The following is a 20,399-nucleotide window of genomic DNA, read 5'->3' on the forward strand; positions in this document are numbered from 1 at the left end:
CACTCATTTGTCCTTGACGGACCGGTCACGATTCGCTCCTGCTCAGCGTGACCTCTCGCCGCGTCCCTGCGGCTCGTTCTGGACGTATTCGCTCGCTCAGCGGTGCGATGTCGCGGTAAGTCACCGGGTTGGCAGCCCGGAGAAAACCGGAGGATTTTTTTCTCAGGTTTGTGGGTAATGAGTTCGACTGTGGTTTTTTATTCTCAGCACGGTGAATATTCCGTTCGCTTTTTTGTCGGGCATGCTGCCTTTGCCCTCCGGGCCTGGCGACAAGCGCAGATCTGCGCCGGACGGGGAGTGTTAAGGCCTGTGCCTTCGGGGCTTATCCGTGGCTTTCGGGCACAAAAAAGCCGGGACAAGCCCGGCTTTCTCAGGTCGCTAAACAGACTTACAGCGCAGCAATTACTGCCTGTTGTTCGGTCAGTTTGGCTTTAGCCTGCTGCAGGTCGGCTAAGCGCTCACGCTCTTTTTCGACAACGGCGGCCGGGGCACGGGCAACAAAACCTTCGTTGGACAGCTTCGCATTGATTTTTTCAATCTCCACGTCCACTTTGGTCTGCTCTTTTGCCAGACGCTCCAGTTCCGCTTCCTTGTTGACCAGACCGGCCATCGGGATCAGTAACTCCGCACCTTCCACCAGTTTGGTGACCGAGACCGGCCCTTTGTCCCCGGCGGACAACAGTGTCAGGCTCTCCAGACGGGCCAGACGCTGCAGGAAGTTACGGTTTTCGCCCACACGACGGATCACGTCTTCGGTGGCACCACGTAATAACAGATCCAGCGGCTTGCTCAGGGCAATATTCATCTCTGCACGAATATTACGGACGGCGACGATGGCTTGTTTGATCCACTCGATATCCGCCTGTGCCTGTGCATCTTCTTTATCCGCATCCCAGGCCGGGAACGGCTGCAGCATGATGGTGTCATCGCTGTTACCGGTCAGGACCTTCACACGTTGCCAGATGGTCTCGGTGATAAACGGAATGATCGGATGAGCCAGACGCAGCAATTCTTCCAGTACGGTGACCAGGGTATGACGTGTACCGCGAAGCTCGGCCTCGCTGCCATTGTTCATCACCGGCTTGGTCAGCTCCAGGTACCAGTCGCAGAATTGGTTCCAGGTAAAGTCATACAGCAGGCTGGCGGCGATATCGAAACGATAGCTGTCCAGTGCCTCGCGGTAGGCTTTAACGGTACGGTTAAATTCGCTCAGGATCCAGCGGTCAGCCAGTGACAGGACTTTCTCGCCACCGTTAAAGCCGCAGTCCTGCTCTTCCGTGTTCATCAGCACGAAACGGCTGGCGTTCCACAGCTTGTTACAGAAGTTACGATAGCCTTCAAGACGCTTCATATCCCAGTTGATATCACGGCCGGTCGAGGCCAGTGCTGCCAGGGTGAAACGCAGGGCATCGGTCCCTGAAGGCTCAATCCCCTCCGGGAACTGCTTCTCGGTACGCTTACGGATTTTTTCCGCCAGCTGCGGCTGCATCATGTTGCCGGTACGTTTTTCGATCAGCTCCGGCAGGGAAATTCCGTCCACCATATCCAGTGGATCGATAACGTTCCCCTTCGACTTGGACATCTTCTGTCCTTCGTCATCACGGATAAGCCCGGTCATATAGACCGTTTTAAACGGCACCTGAGGCTTGCCATTTTCATCTTTCATAAAGTGCATGGTCAGCATGATCATGCGCGCAATCCAGAAGAAAATAATGTCGAAGCCACTGACCACCACGCTGGTCGGGTGGAAGGTACGCAGCGCTTCCGTGTTTTCCGGCCAGCCCAGGGTAGAGAAGGTCCACAGGCCTGAAGAGAACCAGGTATCCAGCACATCTTCGTCCTGACGCAGTTCCGTCGCTTCCGGCAGGTTATTTTCGGCACGAACTTCCGCTTCGGTACGACCGACGTAGACATTACCGTCGTTATCGTACCAGGCCGGGATCCGGTGACCCCACCATAACTGACGCGAGATACACCAGTCCTGGATGTCACGCATCCATGAGAAATACATATTCTCGTACTGCTTAGGAACGAACTGGATCTCACCGTTTTCGACGGCTTCTACCGCCACTTTCGCCAGCGGGGCGGTACGCACATACCACTGGTCGGTCAGCATCGGTTCGATCACCACGCCACCACGGTCACCGTAAGGCACGGTCAGATCATGAGGCTTAATTTCTTCCAGCAGACCGGCCGCTTCCACCGCAGCAACAATGGCTTTACGGGCGGCAAAACGTTCCAGGCCGGCAAATTCGGCAGGGATAGCGCCGTCATAAACGTCGCTCTCTTCGCCGTTAGTATCATACACCTGCGCCTGAGTGCGGATATCGCCATCAAAGGTCAGAATGTTGATCATCGGCAGCTGGTGGCGACGACCGACTTCGTAGTCATTGAAATCGTGGGCCGGAGTGATTTTTACGCAACCGGTGCCTTTTTCCATATCGGCATGTTCATCACCGACGATCGGAATACGGCGGTTGATCAGCGGTAATACCAGGTATTTGCCAATCAGGTCTTTATAGCGCGGATCTTCAGGGTTAACGGCGACGCCGGTATCCCCCAGCAGGGTTTCCGGACGGGTGGTCGCAACCACCAGGTAATCTTTACCTTCGGCGGTAGTGGCACCGTCGGCCAGCGGGTAGCGGATATGCCACATCGAGCCTTTAGACTCGCGGTTTTCCACTTCCAGGTCTGAAATCGCGGTACGCAGTTTCGGATCCCAGTTCACCAGACGCTTGCCACGATAAATCAGATTTTCTTTATACAGACGGACAAAGACTTCTTTTACCGCATTCGATAGCCCGTCATCCATGGTGAAGCGCTCGCGCTCCCAGTCCACAGAGTTCCCCAGCCGGCGCATCTGACGGGTGATGGTACCGCCGGATTCGGCTTTCCACTGCCAGATTTTATCGATAAACGCATCACGGCCGTAGTCCTGACGGGTTTTACCTTCTTCGGCCGCAATTTTACGCTCAACCACCATCTGGGTCGCGATACCGGCGTGGTCGGTACCTGCCTGCCACAGGGTGTTTTTGCCCTGCATCCGCTGATAACGGACCATGGTATCCATGATAGTCTGCTGGAATGCGTGACCCATATGCAGGCTGCCGGTGACGTTCGGCGGCGGGATCATGATGCAATAGCTTTCCTGGCTCTCATCACCATTTGGTTTGAAGTAGCCTTGCTTTTCCCAGTGATCGTAAAGCGGCTGTTCTATCTCTTGCGGATTATATGTTTTTTCCATTTCTGCTATGTCGTTTTGGGCGCCGGTAGGGTTGCCGTATTCAATTGGAAACCGACGCTGCGATACGCTTTATAGCGGTCACGCGCCAGCTGCTTCAAAGATTCTTCATCAGGGACAAAGTCTATCACTTCATGGAAAGCGGTAGCAAAATCTGCAAACCACGGCAGCAGGGTGATCAGCAGATCACGGGAGGCATTGCCCCGTTTTTCCGGCCAGGCCAGCTCAACCGGCGCGCCGTAACGCGGCCCTTCACCGGCCAGATTATGCGGCACAAAGGAATCTGCAGGTCGCTGCCAGAGCGCTTCGTCCAGACGGACTGCCTGCGCTTCGTTCTCACAGGCCACCAGAATACGTTTACCCTCGCGCCAGCGCGCCGCGGCCAGTTCACAGGCCAGGGCTTCAACCGCAGACAGGGTCTGGTGAGGTGTATCGGGGCCGGGAAGGTAAAAGGTGGCATTTTTCATGCGATTGCCTGTATTCCATGAAGTAAAAAGAGTGACCAAGGTCACTCAGGGTAATCCTGTTTCTGCCGTGAAGGTGACAGAAGGGCAGTCCCCGGTTCAGCCGGGGACTGCCGGTACACAACCTTACTCGTCGGTGCCCAGACCAGCACGGTTCAGCAGGAACTGTGACAGCAGAGGTACCGGACGACCGGTTGCGCCTTTAGCTTTACCTGAACGCCATGCGGTACCTGCAATATCCAGGTGCGCCCAGTTATATTTACGGGTAAAGCGGGCCAGATAACATCCGGCAGTGATCGCTCCGCCCGGCCGGCCACCGATGTTCGCCATATCGGCGAAGTTGGATTCCAGCTGATCCTGGTATTCATCGCTCATCGGCAGACGCCATGCGCGGTCACCGGACTGCTCGGAAGCGCTGATCAGCTCATGGGCCAGCGGGTTATGGTTAGACAACAGACCGCTGATATGATGGCCTAATGCTATCACACATGCGCCGGTCAGGGTGGCAACATCCACCACGACTTCCGGATCAAAACGCTCGACATAGGTCAGGGTATCGCACAGCACCAGACGTCCTTCGGCATCGGTGTTCAGCACTTCCACCGTCTGGCCGGACATGGTGGTCAGGACATCGCCCGGACGTAATGCACGGCCGTCAGGCATGTTTTCACACCCGGCCAGTACGCCGACCACATTCAGTGGCAGTTTAAGCTCAGCGACCATGCGCATCACACCGTAAACGGTGGCGGCACCGCACATATCATACTTCATTTCGTCCATGCCTTCCGCAGGCTTGAGCGAGATGCCCCCGGCATCGAAGGTCAGTCCTTTACCGACCAGAACAATCGGTCGCGCATCGGCGTCAGGGTGTCCTTTATATTCGATAACCGACATCAGCGATTCATTCTGTGAACCGGCACCGACCGCCAGATAAGCGTTCATCCCCAGCTCTTTCATCTGCTGTTCGCCGATGACGCGGGTGGTGATGTTCTGGCTGTACGCATCTGCCAGCTGCCGGGCCTGAGAGGCCAGGTAGGCCGGGTTACAGATATTTGGCGGCATGTTACCGAGATCTTTGGCCGCTTTCACCCCGGCAGAAACTGCCAGTCCATGCTGGATCGCACGCTCACCACTGGTCAGTTCACGACGGGTAGGGACGTTAAACACCATTTTACGTAACGGGCGACGAGGCTCGGCTTTGTTGCTTTTCAGCTGATCAAAGCTGTACAGAGACTCTTTTGCGGTTTCCACCGCCTGGCGGACTTTCCAGTAATTGTTACGGCTTTTGACATGCAGTTCGGTCAGGAAGCAGACGGCTTCCATCGAACCGGTGTCATTCAGCGTGTTAATGGTCTTCTGAATAATCTGCTTATACTGACGCTCGTCCAGTTCCCGCTCTTTACCACAACCAATCAGCAGGATGCGTTCAGAAAGAATGTTCGGCACATGGTGCAGCAACAGGGTCTGGCCCACTTTTCCTTCCAGTTCGCCACGACGCAGCAATGCGCTGATGTAGCCATCGCTGATCTTATCCAGCTGCTCGGCAATCGGCGACAAACGACGAGGTTCAAACACCCCGACAACTATACAGGCGCTGCGTTGTTTTTCCGGGCTACCGCTTTTTACACTGAACTCCATGTATTCTCCTGAATCTTAAAGACAACAGCGTTTGCTATCGCTAGAATGTATAACTCTTATTCTTATTATGAAACAGTTATGCCATGACAAACAGTGGATTGGCGTCATAATAAGTTAAGATTCTGAGGACGATGCCTCAGTATCCTGAGAAGGTGGTCATACAATTTTAGCCACGATAGCAGCCATTGATGAAGTAAAATGGCTAATAAGCGTTGAAACTATCGACTTTCCTGCAAAAAGACAAGTTTTCACAGGCGTATTTAGCGTGATTATCATTAGATATCTGGTTCGGGAGACGCTCAAAAGTCAATTCGCCATTCTGTTTGTCCTGTTACTGATCTTCTTCTGTCAGAAGCTGGTCAGGATCCTCGGAGCGGCGGTCGACGGTGATATCCCGACAAATTTAGTACTTACCCTGCTGGGGTTAGGTGTGCCGGAGATGGCACAGCTTATCTTACCATTAAGTTTATTCCTGGCGATCCTGATGACGCTGGGGAGACTCTACACGGAAAGTGAAATCACGGTCATGCATGCCTGTGGTCTGGGCAAAGATGTGCTGGTCAAAGCCGCCCTGATCCTGATGCTGATCACCTCGGCCATGGCCGCGGTCAACGTCATCTGGCTGGGGCCCTGGTCGGCCCGATACCAGGATCAGGTCACACAAAATGCCCGCGCTAACCCGGGCGCCGCGGCGCTGGCCGCCGGGCAGTTCCGGACCTCCAGCGACGGCAACATGGTGCTGTTTATCGAAAACGTGAAAGGCAACCAGTTCGGTAACGTTTTCCTGGCCCAGTTGCGTCCGAAGGGCAATGCACGGCCTTCCGTGGTGCTGGCCGATCACGGGCACATGGAACAAAAAGCGGACGGTTCGCAGACGGTGATCCTGGATAAAGGGACCCGCTTTGAAGGCACCGCGATGCTCCGTGATTTCCGTATTACGGACTTTACTCAGTACCAGGCGGTGATGGGGTATAAAGAAGCGACCCTGGACCCGAATGATTCAGATCAGGCCACCCTGTCGACACTGTGGCATAACCATACCCCGGCCTTCCGGGCGGAGCTGAACTGGCGTCTGACCCTGATTTTCTCGGTACTGGTGATGGCGCTGATGGTGGTGCCGCTCAGCGTGGTTAACCCTCGCCAGGGCCGGGTACTTTCCATGCTGCCGGCGATGCTGCTGTACCTGATCTTCTTCCTGGTTCAGAGCTCTTTCCGCTCGAATGCCACCAAGGGACGCCTCGACCCTGCGGTCTGGATGTGGTCAGTGAACGCAGGATATTTCGTGCTGGCGATTGTGCTGAATCTTTGGGATACGCTGCCTATGCGGCGGTTCAGAGCGCGTTTCAGCCGCAGTGAGGTAGCCTGATGTTTGGAGTTCTTGACCGCTATATCGGTAAAACGATCTTTAACACCATCATGATGACGCTGTTCATGCTGGTGTCATTATCGGGCATCATCAAGTTTGTTGAACAGTTGCGTAAAACCGGCCAGGGGGCCTACACCGCACTCGATGCCGGTTACTTCACCCTGCTGGGTGTCCCTACCGACCTGGAACTGTTCTTCCCGATGGCGGCCCTGCTGGGGGCACTGCTGGGGCTGGGAAATCTGGCTCAGCGCAGTGAACTGGTGGTAATGCAGGCCGCCGGATTTACCCGGTTGCAGATTGCTTACTCGGTAATGAAGACGGCCATCCCGCTGGTATTACTGGCGATGGCTATCGGTGAGTTTGTCGCCCCTGCCGGTGACCAGATGGCACACAATTACCGTGCACAGCAAATGCTCGGCGGGTCCCTGTTATCGACTCAGGGCGGGTTGTGGGCCAAAGACGGTAATAACTTTATCTTTATCGATCATATCCGCAACGAAAGCGAACTCAGTGGTGTCAGCATTTACCGCTTTAACGACCAGCGCCGCCTGACCGATGTCCGCTATGCGGCCAGCGCCGTCTGGGATAAGAGCGAACGCCAGTGGGATCTGACCCGGGTGGATGAATCTAATCTCACCGACCCGAATCAGATTACCGGTTCTCAGCGGGTCAGCGATGTATGGAAAACCACCCTGACGCCGGAAAAACTGGGGGTCGTCGCGCTGGACCCGGATTCATTATCGATCCGTGGCCTGACGGATTACATCAAGTACCTGAAACAGAGTGGTCAGAAAGCCGGACGTTATCAGCTGAACCTGTGGAGTAAAGCGATTCAGCCACTGTCGGTCGCGGTCATGATGCTGATGGCGTTATCCTTTATCTTTGGTCCGCTGCGTAGCGTGTCGATGGGGACGCGAGTGGTCACCGGGATAAGTTTTGGTTTCCTGTTCTATGTGCTGGATAAGATCTTCGGCCCGTTAAGCCTGGTCTACGGTTTGCCTCCGTTCCTCGGGGCGATTTTGCCGAGTGCCGCCTTCTTCTCTGTCAGCCTCTATCTGCTGATTAAACGGCGCTGATGCGGACAAAAAAAGGGGTCACCTGCCGGTGACCCCTTTTTTATTGAACCCGCTATCAGAACGTAAACTCCATGCCGCTGGCAATGTTCCAGTCATCGATGCCTTCTCTTTCCAGTCGTTTCTGATAACCGGCCCGCGTGGTTATCCGCAGACTATCGGTGAGACTGACGGCGGCATGGGTATTCAGTTGCAGGCTGTCTCCACCCCGGCCGGTACTGAACAGACTGCGCGTCTGCCCGTCGCTGATGGCAACCTGACGGGATGCGCCCGGCCGCAGTATGACACGGGCATCGGCTCCCAGGCTCACGCCACCCAGCATCATCCGGTAGTCCAGCCCGGCACTGAAATCAGGGGCCGTCGGGTGTTGATAGCTGACCCTGGCATTATCCCCATCGGTAAATGAGCGTATCCGCAGTTGCTGCCAGTGCATACCCAGTTTCGGCGTCAGGCGGTGAGGGCCGTACTGCCAGCCTTTACCGGCATCTATCCCTGTCAGCCAGCCAACGGCGGCCGGTGCTGCGACTTCACCCCGCAGCCCGGTGCTGACATGGCTGCGAAAGCGGGTATAGGCGAGCGGGATTTCCAGCAGCCAGCCATTATCGTTCTGCCAGCGGAGCAGTGTATTGATGCTGAAGGTATCGGCACTGCTGCGGCCGTCGCCATCTGCCGCAGAGGGTTTGACAGAAAGTGAGCCTTTACTGACGGCAAACCCGAGTGTGATTTGCTGTTGCCTGGCTTCCGGAGAGGACCAGCGACTGCCCATCATCCAGCCATTGGCCTTTCCGGTGGAGTCATAGCCGTAGTTCGCAAAATTCCCGGCCGAGTGATAACGCTCATTGCTGTGGTATCCGTACAGGAAAAAGGCCGAACGGGGGTCACGTACGCTGTCAGAAAACATCTGCTGCAAATCTTCACTCAGCCGGGTAAATGCGCCTGGCAGAGAGATGTAAACGGGGACCTGAGGCGTCGTCGCGGGCCTGATCGGCAGAGGTTCCGGTACAGGAACAGGTGCGGGATCAGGCACCGGAGCGGGGTCAGGCACCGGTAACGGACCAGGTTCAGGCTGGGGCTGGGGTTCCGGGACAGGGTCAGGAGTGGGTTCCGGGACAGGCAGCGGCTCCGGGGCGACCGGCACCGTGTTCCCGTCACTGTCGAGCAGGATATTCTGCAAACGATAATCCCAGTACTGGTTGCCTTCCCCCTCAAGTAAGCGTTCACTGACAGCGGACTTACCGGGAGCAAATGCATACAGGCCATAAGCCCAGGCACCTCTTGCCACGTATTCTCCGGCCAGTTTGACGCGTTTCTCATCGGACCGGCCTCCGACCTGTAACACCGTGATCCCTTCATTGTTATCTGCGCGATGATTACCGTTGCTGTCGGTATCCTGCCAGCCAGCCGGTGAGAGGATGCTGAGCAGCAGGGGGGCGTCTTCAGTCGCATTCAGGTCACCGGAAATAAGTAAGTGGTCACTGGCGGCAGGAGATTCACCTGCCCTGAGGATCACCCGGTTATTCCCGCCGGTCGTCAGGGAGTTCATCCTCATCACTGAACTGTCGCCGGACGCATTGTGCAGGCCGGGGTAATAGGTCACATCCGTCTCCCCGGTGACGTCTGCGAAACTGCCCGCCCCGGTGAGCCGCGTACCTGACCGCAGTGTCAGTGCCCCGGTCACCCGGGAGAGCACCTCCAGCTCGCCCTGGCTGACTGTGATCCCGCCAAGGTTCCCGCTGTGTCCGGCCAGGGTCAGGCGGCCCTCACCGGTTTTCAGTAAAGAACCCTCACCACTGAGGCTGGCCTCAATCCGCGAGGCCAGTTCACCGGCAGTACTGATATTCGGGCTGATATCGGCAATCAGTTGTGCGTCCGGCCCGTCCAGCAAGGTGCTGCCTTTCAGCGTGCTGCGCGCCAATACGCGGAGCGTGGCATGATCAGCCACCCGCAGGCTGGCCTCTGCCGTGGCGTGCTCTGCCAGCGTCAGCGAACTGTTTGCAGCCAGATCAATGCGCTCTGCGCTGTACTGTTGCGGTAACCAGTCATCGGCAAAGCGTACACCGCCCGCATGCAGCACCTGCTGCCCGGATAACTGCAGCTCACCGCTACTGACCTGCAGCGCGCCCAGTGTGGCTCCGCCGCTGAGCAACCACTCTCCCCGGGTGGTCAGGTTCAGCAGGCCACCGGCCTCCGCAGATCCCAGGGACCCGGCAAACGTCTGCTGATTACCTGACAGAATCAGCTCAGAGGCCTGCGCGGCATTATTATTCAGCAGACGGGCACCGTCATCGTTATGTTTGATCTCGCTGAATGTCAGCGATTGTCCGTTCATATCCAGCGTGCCCCCCCGGTAGCCAAACCGGATATTTTCGCTGTCGACTTGCCCGGCGCTGCCGAGGACCACCACAGGCCGGCCACTGACCAGCGTGATTTTCGAAAATGCCTGTCGCTGTCCGTGACTGTCGGCCTGCTGGTTGAGGATAACCGTGCCGTCACCGGTATTGAGTTCTCCGGGGTTAACGCCGGTGGCATTCACCTGCAGTATCCCGGCCCCGATTTTATGCAGCGCATCGCCCGCCTGCCCGTTCACCTGCCAGTCGACGGTCAGGCCTTCATCGACTTCAATACCGCCGCCGACCCAGCGATAGTCTTCGTCCTGCGGGCTGACCACCCGGTAATTCCCGGAAAACTGCAGCTTTGCCGCACCGTGATTGACCGACTGCTGTAAGACAATGGTGCCGCCCGCGCCCGCAAACCGGAGATCTTTCGAGGCATCCAGCGCCTCATTACTGGCGTCTGCCGGAATAACGCTGTCCGTGCCGTGCCATAACCACCGGGTATCTCCCTGCCGGAGGGCATCGGCAGACCAGAGAATATCGCCGCCCCCCGCCGTATCGGTCACGGAGGGGTCGGTATTTTTCTGTAAAATATCGGTAATTTCCTGGTCCCGGAGGTACAGGACATATCCGCGCAGTTTATAGGGGGCCGTACCGCCGCCGCTGGTCAGCACACCCGCCAGCCGCCAGATTTTATCGACATTATCGTAAACCAGCATCGGGCTGCCGCTGTCACCGGATCGGGACATGGAATCCAGTGGCTGGACCCGCGAGTCCGTGGGCGAGTAATTGCCCCAGTGCAGCCGCCAGCTTTGAAGGGTCGGATTCAGGATAGTGCCGCCGCTTTTCCATTTATATGCACCGCTAAGACGGATCAGGGTCTGTGTGGCAGCATCGACCTGGTACTGCGAACCGGTGCCCACCCGGGTGAACCAGGTATAACGCTCTTTATTCGCCGCCAGCGTCGCGCCTTTTACGGTAGCTACCGGGGCGGCCTCGGTCACCACTTTATTTAATCGCGGGACATGAAAGTCATAGCTTGTCGAATTATTCCGGTTAATTAATTTATATTTTGTTTTAAATTTCGCATTATTTCCGAAATCAACGGTTTTATATCCGCCATTATGGCGTACGCCGACCACATAAGACGGGGAGATAAGGGTGGCATATCCCGCCGAGTTAACCGCAGCAAAATCCGGCATCGGGTAAGATAAAACACCGGCTACGCTGCCATCGGTTTTAAAAACAGAAATGTTGGTCACTCCGGGGCGGTATTTACCTGAATTTTCAGCAAAATCCCGATATTCCTGAACCGGAACATCTTCGCGCATAACACCGGCGTTTCCCGGCAACGGGCTGAGAGAAAAACAACAGAAAAGAGTCACTGAAAGGGGTCTGTTCAATGGGGATATCCTTATTATTTGCAGGGTCTTCCTGACCCTTCCGCGTTTATAACGGATTCACCTGACCTTGTCCAGACACGGTGGCTGAGAATATTTTTATTATGAGAAGCAGGCCGTGAAATATCCCTGCAGTGAAATCTTCCGGCCATTTAACGGCCGGAAGATTATCAGCAGGAAATATTTTCCGTCAGATCAGAAAAAGGTATGACGTATTATCTGAATAAACAGCGGGAGTTGTGACAATAAAAAAAGTAATAATCCTAATACTCCGCCCACCAGCGTGCCATTAATACGGATAAACTGTAAATCGCGGCCGATATTCTGCTCTATCTGGGCCGACAACTGGCGGTCATCCCAGCTTTTGATCGTATCGCTGATATGCCGTGTCAGGAACCGCGCAACGTCCGGGCCACCCTGAACGATGGCCTGCTCCAGATGGTGCGTAAAGGAGGCCCGTAATTGCGGGTCATCGCCCAGGGTTCGACCAAACCATAGCGTGGCCCGGGTCAGGTGTGCGCCGGTTACCGAATCCTCCCGGGACAAATCCTGCTGCAGCCAGTCACGCAGGTCATCCCATAGCCCTGTGGTATAGCGGTTAAAGGTTTCGTCTTCTTTCAGCCAGACTTTCAGCCGTTCGGCCCGGTCCTGCATTTGCGGATCGGTTTTCAGTGACTCAATAAACCGCATAACCATCCGGTTAGCGCTGTCCCGCAGCTGGTGGTGCTGATCCTGTGCCACATCCAGCAGTAAGGTATCGATCATCGCGGTAACCTTACCGGCCCCTTTCTCGCCCAGCCACTCTACCGGCACCAGCCTGGCCATCGTCGGATACTCTTTGCTGAACCACTGACTGATTTGTCCGGCAATAAACTGCCGTGACTCCGGGTTCGCCAGCATTTCTGTGATTTTTTTGATCAGGGCATCCAGCAGTTCCTGATGCCGATTTTCCCGCGTCAGGCTCTCCAGCAATAAAACAGCGGCCTGACGGAAATCGACAGTTTCAATGGCCCGGTGGATCCCCTGTTGCAGAAAGCGACGGATGTTCTGGTCATTTCCCGCCCGCAGAAACCCGGCAATCAGCTGGCGGATAAGGGTACTGAGTCTGGCGGCATTTTCCGGTGCACTGAGCCACTGCGCCATTTTCTGCGCCGGATCGTGACGGCGGATCAGGGTGATCATACTGTCGGTGGACAGGAATTTCTCCTCGACAAACCGGCCCAGATTGTCGGCGATCCGTTGTTTATTGCGCGGAATAATCGCGGTATGGCGACCGATAAACGGTAACGGGATGCGGCGGAACAGGGCGGTCACAGCAAACCAGTCGGCGAGCGCCCCGACCATGGCCGCTTCTGCTACCGATTTGATGGCCTGTACGGCCAGCGTTTGCGGCAGAAAGAGGGTCGCCACAAATACGCAGCTCACCAGGGTGAGCAGGCAGAGTGCCAGCCGTTTGGTTCGGGTCAGAGCGGAAATTTTATCCATACAGTTGCCTGAAAAATAAAAAAAGAGGGAGAGCCAGTCGCTGACGGCAGCCGGCCTTCAGCATAGCAAGCGGATCAGAATTTTTCCTGCCGGGATCGTGCCGCAGATCTATTCCGCTTCACTGAAATGGTCACTGCGTTGCTGTAACTGGGCGGTCAGGAACTCCAGAAACAGGGTGATCGCAGCGGACTGCTGACGTCCCGGTAACAGATGGATCTGCAGGGTGCGCTGGGTGAGATGATTTATCTCCAGATGACGTAACACCAGCGGATGATCGTGATGATCATAAGGCACGGTAAACCGGCTGCACAGGGTGACGGCCAGCGGCGTCTGGCGCAGAAAGTGGTACAGGGTCGCAAAACTGTTACAGGTCAGTGTCGGCTCAATAAACACGCCGTTCATCTGACAGGAAAGATCAAATAACTGACGCACGGTGGTCGTCTGATCCGTCAGTGCCACCGGATAGCTGCTCAGATCCTGCAGATGAAAGTTCTGGCTGGCCAGCGGATGCCGGGCAGACATCACCACCAGCACCGGCGCGGGCCAGCTACCGGCGATCTGTACCCCGCGCTCGGGATGCAGACAAAACTGCAGGGCCAGGTCACACTCGCCGCGATGCAGACTTTCGTACACCTGGCGGGTATTCCCGGTTTGCAGATAGAAACTGACCGACGGGTAGTGTTCGCGAAACCGTGAACATATCGCCGGCAGCAGGTCAAAGGCGACCCCTTCGGTACAGGCGATACGGATAGCCGTGCGACGGATGGCGGTCAGCCCTTTTATCTCTGACAGGGTGACTTCCATATCACGCTGGCTCTGACGCAGGCGGTGCTCTAAGAGTTTACCGGCATCATTCAGCACCATTCCCCGGGCATGCCTGTCAAATAAGGTCACCCCCGCGTCCCGTTCCAGACGCCGTATCTGCCGGCTGATGGCGGAGGTAGCCACAAACAGTTGCCGGCTGGCGGCACTTAATGACCCACTCTCGGCCACGGCCAGGAAATAACGCAGTTCGGTACTTAACATCAGCTTGCCTTATAACGGTGCATGCCGTCTTTTTGTGCAGTTCAGCGTTGCCGTGAAAGCAAGGCTTGTTTGATATTTTGATAATTGTGGCAAAGGTGGAGAGTAGCTTAGATTGTCTGAACAATAAAATAATTCTCATAATAAAAGCGGACAGACAAATGACAGCAGAAAAAGCAGTAGCCAGCGCCAGTGCCTGGTTTGACAGCGGGGAATTCAAACGTGTTCTGGCACGCCGGGTGGCAATCCGTTCCGAAAGTCAGCGCGACGATCGGGATGAGGCCATCCACGCTTATCTGACGCAGGAAATTACCCCTGCGATGGAAGCGATGGGCTTTACCCTGACGCCGCTGGCGAACCCGCAGGCCCCTGAACGTCCGATGCTGCTGGCCACGCGCATCGAAGACCCCGCTCTGCCGGTGGTGCTGTGTTACGGGCATGGCGATGTGGTGTTCGGTGACGATGAAAACTGGCGCAGCGGTTTAGATCCCTGGTCGCTGACCGAAGAGGGTGACCGCTGGTATGGCCGCGGCAGTGCGGATAATAAAGGTCAGCACTCGGTAAATATCGCGGCGCTGGAACAGATTTATGCGCTGCGTGGCGGCAGCCTGGGGTTTAACTGTAAGTTCCTGTTTGAGATGGGGGAAGAGATCAGTTCACCGGGGCTGGCGGAAGTGTGTGAACAGCATCGCGAACTGTTACGGGCCGATGTCTTTATTGCGTCTGACGGACCCAGGCTGGATGCGGAAAGACCGACGCTGTTTCTCGGCTCCCGCGGGGCGGTGAATGTCCGTCTTACGCTGCATGCCCGTGATCGTGATTATCATTCCGGTAACTGGGGGGGCTTGCTGACCAACCCCGCGACCCGTCTTTGTAATGCCATTGGCAGCCTGGTGAATCAGCACGGGCAGCTACAGGTTGCGGCGCTGAAACCCCCGGCCATCACGGACAGTGTCCGTAAAATCTTAAGTGAAATTGAACTCCGGCCGGGTGCGGATAGCCCGCAAATCGACCCTGAGTGGGGTGAAGCCGGTCTGACTCCGGTCGAGCGTCTGTACGGCTGGAACACGCTGGAAGTGCTGGCGATGACCAGCGGTAATCCGCAGCGGCCGATGAACGCCATCCCCGGGAAGGCCACGGCGGTCTGCCAGCTACGCTTTGTGGTGGGTACCGACTGGGAAAATATCGCGCAGCATCTGGAAAATCACCTGGCGGCCGCGGGTTTTGCGGATGTAAAAGCAGAACTGTTACGGGGCAGCCCGGCGACCCGGCTGGATCCTGAAGATCCGCTGGTGGGCTGGGCGCTGGCGTCGATGCAGAAAAGCAGCGGTAAAAAACCGGCGTTACTGCCTAACCTGGGCGGATCCTTACCGAACGATGTGTTTGCCAATATCCTGCAACTGCCGACACTGTGGATGCCGCACTCGTATCCGGCCTGCGGTCAGCATGCGGCAGATGAACATATGCTCAAATCCATCGCCCGTGAAGGCCTGATCATGATGACCCACCTGCTGTGGGAATTCGGTGAAAACGGCGAACAGCTGGTGGCCGCGCATAAGGCCTACCAGCAGAAGGGGCAGGCATCATGAGTTCAGTCTCCGCCTGGCAGGCACCCAACCTGTACAAAACGCTGTTCTCCACCTGTGTCGGTAATGCGCTGGAATGGTTTGATATCGCGGTCTATGGCTTTTTCGCCCGCTATATTGCCCATGCGTTTTTCCCGACCGAAAACCCGTCCGTGTCGTTATTGCTGACCTTTGGCAGCTTCGGTGTCTCGTTCCTGATCCGCCCGCTGGGGGCGATTGTGCTCGGTGCGTATGCGGACCGTCATGGCCGGAAAAAAGCCCTGATGCTCTCGATCACGTTGATGACCTTCGGCGGCGCGATGATTGTCTTTATGCCGGGCTATGCCACTATCGGACTGGCGGCCCCGGTACTGATCCTGCTGGCGCGACTGATCCAGGGGTTTTCCGCCGGCGGTGAGTTCGGCAGTTCGACCGCGTTTCTGGTAGAGCATTTTCCGCACCGTAAAGCCTTTATTGCCAGCTGGCAGTTCGCGACCCAGGGGGCCAGTACGCTGCTGGCCTCGGCCTTCGGCCTGGGGCTGACCCAGTGGCTCAGTGAAACAGAAATTCAGCAGTGGGGCTGGCGCATCCCGTTTATCTTCGGTCTGCTGATAGGGCCGGTGGGCTGGTATATCCGTCGCCACGTGCAGGAACCGGAAAGCTTTGTCAGTCAGCAGCACGACCATTCGCCGCTGAAGCAACTGATGGGCAGCCAGCGTCATCTGTTAGTGCTGGCGATTGGCCTGATGGTGATCTCAACCGGGATCAACTACATGCTGAACTACGTACCGACCTATGCGACCAAAAACCTGCATCTGGCCGGTAAAACGGCCTTTACCGCCACCCTGCTGGCCGGTGTGATCCTGACGGTCGTGACTCCGCTGGCCGGACTGTGGGCAGAGAAAGCCGGACGACGTCCGCTGATGTGGACATCGCTGGTCTTGCTGCTGATCACCATTTATCCGGCCTTCAGCCTGGTGGTGAACCATCCGGATGCCAATATGCTGATCCTGCTGGTGGGCTGGCTGGCATTGCTGAAGTCGGTCTATTTTGCGACCGTGCCTTCGATGATGGCCGACCTGTTCCCGGTCAGCACCCGGGCCAGTGGGATGGCGATCAGCTATAACATTGCGGTGACGGTGTTCGGGGGCTTTGCGCCGCTGATCTGTAGCCTGCTGATCAGTGCCACCGGGACCAGCCTGGCCCCCGGGTACTATCTGATGGTACTGGCGATCATGAGCAGTGTTGCGCTGGCGTTCACCCGACGTTATCAGCACAGCTGAGAATCAGAAAAGCAGCGGGGGCCATCGATGGCCCCCGGGTACTATCTGATGGTACTGGCGGTCATGAGCAGTGTTGCCCTGGCGTTCACCCGGCGTTACCAGCACAGCTGAGCCGCAGAAAAGCAGAGGGGGCCATCGATGGCCCCTTTTTTTGTATCCGGAAAACCCCCGCTCAGGCCGGGGGTTCCGTAACGCTTTCAGCGTTGGACCGCAGATAAAAACCCCTTTTGATTTGTTAAAACACCTGGCGGTCTGGCAACGGCAAAGGTTTAACAGGGAATCAAGAGGGGGTCCCGATGAGGGACGAAAAAAGCTTAGCGCCTGCCCGATGGAACTGTAACTATCACAGCGTTTTCGCACCTAACCACCGAAGGCAGGCCTTTTATGGCGCACGGCGAAGGGCAATCGGAGCATTTTAAGAAAGCTGTGTGAATGGAAAAATGTGAATAGCCAGGAAGCAGAAGGTTGTTCTGACCATATTCATAGGCTTCCGGAGATCCCGCCGAAGATGAGCGTATCCGGGGTTATGGGTTATCTGAAGGTCAAAAGCAGCCTGATGCTTTATGAGCAGTTCGGGGGTTTTAAGTTTAAGCACAGAAACAGGGAGTTCCGGTGCCGGGGATACTACGCAGACACGGCAGGCAAGAACACAGCAAAGATACAGGACTATATCAGGCACCAGCTCGCAGCGGATAACATGGGAGAGCCGTTGTCGATCCCTAATCCGGGAAGCCCGTTTACGGGCCGTAGGTCATCCATAATGCAAATGTCAGATTGCGATGTGCCTGTCAGGGCGCGGCGGGTAAGAGCGCCTGACAGGCGTATTTGAAAAACCTCCGGCGATGCCGGAGGATATTTTTTGTGCGGGTTACTTTCTGCCGCCAAACAGGCTGCCCAGCACGCCACGCAGGATCTGGTTGGTGACCTGGCGGGTGGCGGTTTTTGCCATCGTCTGAACCACACCATCGTGCTGACCGCCACGCGGCCCGGTGTAGCCGAACAGAATTTTCTTCAGGCCGTCGATGACCGGATTTTCTTCACCCGAAGCACTGCCTTTTGCCGCCGGCGCAGCGTTCTGCTCTCCTGCCGCCTGTACTCCTTTTTTCAGCAGTTCATAGGCAGATTCTCTGTCCACCACCTCATCGTATTTACCGTACAACGGAGAGTGGTTGATCAGGCCGTTTCGTTCGTCGGCAGTCAGCGGCCCCATACGGGAACCGGGCGCGATCACCATCGCCCGTTCGGTGACGGACGGGCTGCCTTTTTCATCCAGGAAGGAGATCAGGGCTTCACCGGTGCCGAGGTTTCGGATGGCCTCTTCGGTATCAAAGGCCGGGTTAGGGCGCATTGTTGTGGCCGCCGCTTTTACGGCTTTCTGATCTTTTGGGGTAAATGCGCGCAGGGCATGCTGCACACGGTTACCCAGCTGCCCCAGTACGGTCTCCGGAATATCCGACGGGTTCTGGGTCACAAACCAGACGCTGACCCCTTTGGAGCGGATAAGCCGCATCACCTGCTGGATTTTTTCCAGCAGCACCGCCGGCACATCATCAAACAGCAGATGGGCCTCATCAAAGAAAAACACCAGCTTCGGTTTCTCTGCATCCCCGACTTCCGGTAACTGCTCATACAGTTCAGACAGCATCCACAGCAGGCTGGTGGCATACAGTTTTGGCATCCGGTAGAGCTTTTCGGCGCTGAGGATATTAATGATGCCGCGTCCCTCTGCATCGGTACGCATCCAGTCATGTATATCCAGCATCGGCTCACCAAAGAAATATTCCGCCCCCTGTTGTTCCAGGGCCAGCAGGCCACGCTGGATGGCACCGACCGATGCCGTGCTGATATTACCGTATTCGGTGGTGAAAGATTTTGCGTTATCACCGATGTACTGCACCATCGAACGCAGGTCTTTGAAGTCCAGCAATAACATGCCGCGATCGTCGGCAATCCGGAAGATGATCTGTAACACACCGGACTGAATTTCATTCAGGTTTAGCAGCCGGGCGAGTAATAACGGCCCGAGATCCGATACCGTCGCGCGGACCGGATGCCCTTGTTCACCGAAGATATCCCACAGCACCACCGGGTTGTCCTGCGGCTGCCAGTCGGTGACGCCGATGTTATCCAGCCGGGCCTGGAGTTTTTCACTGCTGACACCGGCTTTTGCTATCCCACTGAGGTCACCTTTTACATCGGCCATAAAGACCGGGACGCCGATAGCAGAAAAAGATTCCGCCAGTTTCTGCAGGGTGACCGTTTTTCCGGTGCCCGTCGCGCCGGTGATCAGTCCGTGGCGGTTGGCAAGGGCCGGAAGCAGGTTCAGGGTCAGTTCCCGGGTGCGGGCGATGAGTAAAGGTGCAGTCATTCGATGTTAATCTCTGGAGTTAGCGTGAGTTTTTTATCATCTCACTGTCGGCGGTGATGATCCAATCGGTGTTATCTTTCACACCGGCGGTTCCGGAAAGGCAGCCGTCACAAGGCTCTGCGGGCCGGTGTTTCTCAAACTATAGTCAGAGACGCCTGAAAAATATACCCCTGTTTTTACCATGGAAATGGCATCTTCTTCGGTGGCGGTCTACGCTTAAAAAAAAGCGGCTGTCACGGTCACCGGGTCATTCTGTGACCGGCGGCCGCAGAAAAGCCCTGAAAGATGACTCTGTTGCACTCTTTGTGTCGATGACTTTGATAGCGTTGATAGCAGCGCTGTTATTTAAACCTCTGGCGGGTGCCTGCCTGCGCAGGCTTATAAAAATCGTGAGCCAGTGAGAGTCATCGCTTATGCTTTTGCAAAAAAACACCACCCGCCGCAAGTTTCTGCTCGGCTCGCTGATGGCGCTGCCCCTGACGGAACTGGTCCTGAAAGGCTTAACTGCGGCACAGGCCGCAGAGATGGCTGCGCCGGACCTTAACCATTATCAGCCCGCCTTTTTTACCCCGCAGGAATGGCAGTTTATTCTGGCGGCGACGGATCGCATGATCCCGCCGGGCGGTGCGGGAAAAGCCCCGGGCGCGCTGGAAACGAATGTACCAGTGTTTATCGATCAGCAACTGCACGATAAAAACTTCGGTCAGGAAATTTATATGCAGGGCCCGTTTGATGCCCATGCACCGGCCACCATGGGGTATCAGGTTCCTCTCTATCCGCAACAGATCTATCAGACAGGGATCCGCCTGACGGACCAATGGACTCTGCAGCATCTGCAAAAACCTTTCCATCAGTTATCCGACACGGATAAAGACAACGTATTAACCGCATTACAGAAAAACACACTCGACTTTGCTGCGCTGGGGGAAAACACCCTCAGGGGATCGCTGTTTTTTAGTCAGTTACTGGCTGAAACCAAACATGGCTATCTCGCTGACCCGATGTACGGCGGCAATAAGGGCATGAAGGCGTGGATTGCTATCGGTTTTCCCGGCGCGCGTGCCAGTTACCTGGAGTGGGTGAAACAACACAATGTGAAGTACCCCCTCGGGCCGGTCAGCCTGTCAGGCGAAACCGCCTGACACTCAATTTTCTGGATA

General features: G+C 56.2%; 12 protein-coding genes and 1 pseudogene. 6 read left to right on the forward strand and 7 right to left on the reverse strand.

Annotated features, from left to right (window positions below; all coding sequences use genetic code 11):
* Nucleotides 1-388: 388 nt before the first annotated feature.
* The 3 genes from JK223_RS08015 to pepA form a co-directional block, all read right to left on the reverse strand.
* Nucleotides 389-3,244 carry a valine--tRNA ligase gene (locus JK223_RS08015; RefSeq protein ID WP_212713672.1) on the reverse strand — a complete coding sequence of 952 codons (2,856 nt, stop codon included), beginning with the start codon at nucleotides 3,242-3,244 and terminating at the stop codon, nucleotides 389-391.
* Nucleotides 3,245-3,249: 5 nt separating this feature from the next.
* On the reverse strand, nucleotides 3,250-3,708 hold the full coding sequence (locus JK223_RS08020) for a DNA polymerase III subunit chi (protein WP_212713673.1): 459 nt from the start codon (nucleotides 3,706-3,708) through the stop codon (nucleotides 3,250-3,252).
* A 123-nt stretch (nucleotides 3,709-3,831) separates the two neighbouring features.
* Entirely contained in the window at nucleotides 3,832-5,343 is a 1,512-nt protein-coding gene (gene pepA, locus JK223_RS08025) for a leucyl aminopeptidase (RefSeq protein WP_212713674.1), read from the reverse strand.
* A 265-nt stretch (nucleotides 5,344-5,608) separates the two neighbouring features.
* Between pepA and lptF the strand changes: the two genes are divergently transcribed.
* Both lptF and lptG read left to right on the forward strand, forming a co-directional pair.
* Complete coding sequence (lptF, locus tag JK223_RS08030) at nucleotides 5,609-6,709, forward strand: LPS export ABC transporter permease LptF (protein WP_212713675.1); 1,101 nt, start codon at nucleotides 5,609-5,611, stop codon at nucleotides 6,707-6,709.
* Nucleotides 6,709-7,785 (forward strand): LPS export ABC transporter permease LptG, encoded by a 1,077-nt coding sequence (lptG, locus tag JK223_RS08035; RefSeq protein ID WP_212713676.1) that lies wholly within the window; start codon nucleotides 6,709-6,711, stop codon nucleotides 7,783-7,785. The genes lptF and lptG overlap by 1 nt, the downstream gene beginning before the upstream one ends.
* A 55-nt stretch (nucleotides 7,786-7,840) precedes the next feature.
* Here the strand turns inward: lptG and JK223_RS08040 are convergent, their stop codons facing one another.
* The 3 genes from JK223_RS08040 to JK223_RS08050 all read right to left on the reverse strand — a co-directional run bounded on the left by JK223_RS08040 (nucleotide 7,841) and on the right by JK223_RS08050 (nucleotide 14,026).
* Nucleotides 7,841-11,446 carry a S6 family peptidase gene (locus JK223_RS08040; protein WP_212713677.1) on the reverse strand — a complete coding sequence of 1,202 codons (3,606 nt, stop codon included), beginning with the start codon at nucleotides 11,444-11,446 and terminating at the stop codon, nucleotides 7,841-7,843.
* A 264-nt stretch (nucleotides 11,447-11,710) separates the two neighbouring features.
* Complete coding sequence (locus tag JK223_RS08045) at nucleotides 11,711-13,000, reverse strand: DUF445 domain-containing protein (RefSeq protein WP_212713678.1); 1,290 nt, start codon at nucleotides 12,998-13,000, stop codon at nucleotides 11,711-11,713.
* Nucleotides 13,001-13,108: 108 nt separating this feature from the next.
* On the reverse strand, nucleotides 13,109-14,026 hold the full coding sequence (locus JK223_RS08050) for a LysR family transcriptional regulator (RefSeq protein WP_212713679.1): 918 nt from the start codon (nucleotides 14,024-14,026) through the stop codon (nucleotides 13,109-13,111).
* A 158-nt stretch (nucleotides 14,027-14,184) separates the two neighbouring features.
* On the opposite strand from JK223_RS08050, the gene JK223_RS08055 reads away from it, so the two are divergent.
* From JK223_RS08055 to tnpA, 3 genes and pseudogenes are all read left to right on the forward strand, one after another.
* Nucleotides 14,185-15,612: a M20 family metallopeptidase gene (locus JK223_RS08055; protein ID WP_212713680.1), complete on the forward strand. Its 1,428-nt coding sequence runs from the start codon at nucleotides 14,185-14,187 to the stop codon at nucleotides 15,610-15,612.
* Entirely contained in the window at nucleotides 15,609-16,871 is a 1,263-nt protein-coding gene (locus JK223_RS08060) for an MFS transporter (protein WP_212713681.1), read from the forward strand. The genes JK223_RS08055 and JK223_RS08060 overlap by 4 nt, the downstream gene beginning before the upstream one ends.
* Before the next feature lie 296 nt (nucleotides 16,872-17,167).
* Nucleotides 17,168-17,622: pseudogene (gene tnpA / locus JK223_RS08065) on the forward strand (IS200/IS605 family transposase); the annotation flags it as partial.
* Between the two features lie 117 nt (nucleotides 17,623-17,739).
* Here the strand turns inward: tnpA and JK223_RS08070 are convergent.
* Nucleotides 17,740-19,239 carry a helicase HerA-like C-terminal domain-containing protein gene (locus JK223_RS08070; RefSeq protein WP_212713682.1) on the reverse strand — a complete coding sequence of 500 codons (1,500 nt, stop codon included), beginning with the start codon at nucleotides 19,237-19,239 and terminating at the stop codon, nucleotides 17,740-17,742.
* A 413-nt stretch (nucleotides 19,240-19,652) separates the two neighbouring features.
* Between JK223_RS08070 and JK223_RS08075 the strand changes: the two genes are divergently transcribed.
* Nucleotides 19,653-20,381 carry a gluconate 2-dehydrogenase subunit 3 family protein gene (locus tag JK223_RS08075; RefSeq protein ID WP_212713683.1) on the forward strand — a complete coding sequence of 243 codons (729 nt, stop codon included), beginning with the start codon at nucleotides 19,653-19,655 and terminating at the stop codon, nucleotides 20,379-20,381.
* The last annotated feature ends 18 nt before the right edge of the window (nucleotides 20,382-20,399 follow it).

Origin of the sequence: Tatumella sp. JGM118 (assembly GCF_018257515.1) — a bacterium.
Classification (GTDB): domain Bacteria; phylum Pseudomonadota; class Gammaproteobacteria; order Enterobacterales; family Enterobacteriaceae; genus Tatumella; species Tatumella terrea.

Coding starts and splice junctions, on each gene's coding strand:
- lptG (WP_212713676.1), top strand. CDS start 6,709: ATGTTTGGAGTTCTTGACCGCTATATCGGTAAAACGATCTTTAACACC.
- JK223_RS08015 (WP_212713672.1), bottom strand. CDS start 3,244: ATGGAAAAAACATATAATCCGCAAGAGATAGAACAGCCGCTTTACGAT.
- JK223_RS08060 (WP_212713681.1), top strand. CDS start 15,609: ATGAGTTCAGTCTCCGCCTGGCAGGCACCCAACCTGTACAAAACGCTG.
- JK223_RS08075 (WP_212713683.1), top strand. CDS start 19,653: ATGCTTTTGCAAAAAAACACCACCCGCCGCAAGTTTCTGCTCGGCTCG.
- JK223_RS08045 (WP_212713678.1), bottom strand. CDS start 13,000: ATGGATAAAATTTCCGCTCTGACCCGAACCAAACGGCTGGCACTCTGC.
- JK223_RS08020 (WP_212713673.1), bottom strand. CDS start 3,708: ATGAAAAATGCCACCTTTTACCTTCCCGGCCCCGATACACCTCACCAG.
- JK223_RS08050 (WP_212713679.1), bottom strand. CDS start 14,026: ATGTTAAGTACCGAACTGCGTTATTTCCTGGCCGTGGCCGAGAGTGGG.
- JK223_RS08070 (WP_212713682.1), bottom strand. CDS start 19,239: ATGACTGCACCTTTACTCATCGCCCGCACCCGGGAACTGACCCTGAAC.
- JK223_RS08055 (WP_212713680.1), top strand. CDS start 14,185: ATGACAGCAGAAAAAGCAGTAGCCAGCGCCAGTGCCTGGTTTGACAGC.
- pepA (WP_212713674.1), bottom strand. CDS start 5,343: ATGGAGTTCAGTGTAAAAAGCGGTAGCCCGGAAAAACAACGCAGCGCC.
- JK223_RS08040 (WP_212713677.1), bottom strand. CDS start 11,446: ATGCGCGAAGATGTTCCGGTTCAGGAATATCGGGATTTTGCTGAAAAT.